The 1,764-nt window shown below is 62.9% G+C and carries 2 pseudogenes; one reads left to right on the top strand and one right to left on the bottom strand.

Annotation, left to right across the window (positions count from 1 at the left end):
• Positions 1-1,276 precede the first annotated feature (1,276 nt).
• Positions 1,277-1,570, bottom strand: a pseudogene (locus tag GWC77_RS27580) (transposase domain-containing protein); the annotation flags it as partial.
• Positions 1,571-1,643: 73 nt separating this feature from the next.
• Here GWC77_RS27580 and GWC77_RS27575 point away from each other — a divergent pair.
• Positions 1,644-1,764, top strand: a pseudogene (locus GWC77_RS27575) (IS5/IS1182 family transposase); the annotation flags it as partial.

Genomic DNA, 1,764 nt, shown 5'->3' with positions numbered 1-1,764 from the left:
GACGACCGGCGGGCGGCGACATCGGGACATTCGGACGAGTGTGCTGATCCACCGGGCGCGGCGGCTGAGACGGCTGCGCCGTCGCGGGGTGCCTAGGCGGGATCGACGGTGGCGCAGGTGGGAGCCCTACCATTGGCGGTCTGCTATGCGGGCCCTGAGTAGGATGGCCTCCAACCGCAGCGCTCGGACCAGAATGCTGGAACGTCGGCCTGCCTCCGAACTGCATCGCTGGCCGGCCGTGCCAGCGCTCCGGATTGGCGTCGTATAACCCAGCCACATTCGGTCGTGGAAGATCCTGAGCCTGCTCCAGGAGTGCGTTATATCCGTCATTACCGAACTGCGCGGGGGCAGGAGGACGACCGGCGGGCGGCGACATCGGGACATTCGGACGAGTGTGCTGATCCACCGGGCGCGGCGGCTGAGACGGCTGCGCCGTCGCGGGGTGCCTAGGCGGGATCGACGGTGGCGCAGGTGGGAGCCCAGTTGGTAGCCAGCTATTTGCGTGATGAACCTGATGAACCGGAGGACCCGCAGTAGCCCCCCCCAACGACGCCGATGTTGGCGGGCGCGGCTGAACACCTTCCGACGCACTCTGCGGCGAAATATCGTCCCCAGATGGCCCTGGATGGATGATAGACGGATGATAAAGCGGCAGTGGCGGGATAGGCGCTTCCGGTTGGATAGATGTGTGCGCCTGCTGCGCTTCCGGTTTGCTCGATGCCACCACCGACGTATTGGGACGCGGCCCAGCCGGCTTCGGTGGCCTATGTGGATTGCGTTGGGTAAGGCCGCTCAACTGCGGATTCGCGGAACCAGGCAGTCCCAACTCGGGCGATCGACGCGGTGTCGGCCGTGATGGGGCGGAAGCAGTCTCACCATCGAGACCAACTTCAGAAGTAGGTCCTCTTACGTGCGAAATAGTCACGAGCCACCTCAAAACATTCGATGCAGGAATGATATCGCGCCGACACGGCACATCAATGATGTCACCCACCTGACGGTTGAAGCGCAGGCCAATTTCATGGCGCGCTCAACCCCCCATGGAATACAGCGTCCGGCATTCCGGTGACGGTTAAGAGAACGACGCGAAGAGCGTCTGCACAATGCGAAGACTCATGCCAGGTTCGCGGGTCACTTGATCGAAGAGTGGCGAATCGAGTACAACGTAAGCGCCTCGCGAAGGCCGTCCGCTATCCGGCGCGCACGTGAGGCATGATCGGGTATCGGGCGCTCGTGTTGGCGCGCTGGCAATCAGCCCGTGGGCAGGTGGGCAAGACTTCCCTGGCAGCTTACTTGCCACGTTCCAGGGTAGTAATTCGTCGATGCGGTTGATGGGGTGATCAGCGATATGGGTCAGCACGTATTCGAGGTAAGCGCGCGGGTTGATCGCGTTCAGCTTGCACGTGCCGATCAGGCTGTACATCGCCGCGGCCCGTTTCCCCCCGCTGTCGGAGCCGGCGAACAAGAAGTTCTTGCGACCCAGACTCACACAGCGCAGCGCGTTTTCGGCCAGGACGTTGCTGATCTCGGCACGGCCCTCTGCACAGTACAGCACGAGGGCATCCCACTGGCGTTGGTGCACGGATAGGCAAACGAAAGACAGGAGTAATAAAATCGCAGTCCGTCCTGCTGGAAGACCATGCATGCCCCACAAGCACAACGCCGCGCGCCGGCATGACATCCCGAAGATGGCCCATCGGGTGACGAACTGGCCCGAGTATGAAGCGGGGCTGCGCAGCCGGGGGAGCCTGACGCTGTGGATCA

Origin of the sequence: Paraburkholderia sp. NMBU_R16 (assembly GCF_013282575.1) — a bacterium.
In the GTDB taxonomy this organism is placed as follows: domain Bacteria; phylum Pseudomonadota; class Gammaproteobacteria; order Burkholderiales; family Burkholderiaceae; genus Trinickia.
The sequence above is the reverse complement of the archived record's forward strand: the minus strand, read 5'-3'. Positions and strand labels throughout refer to the sequence as shown.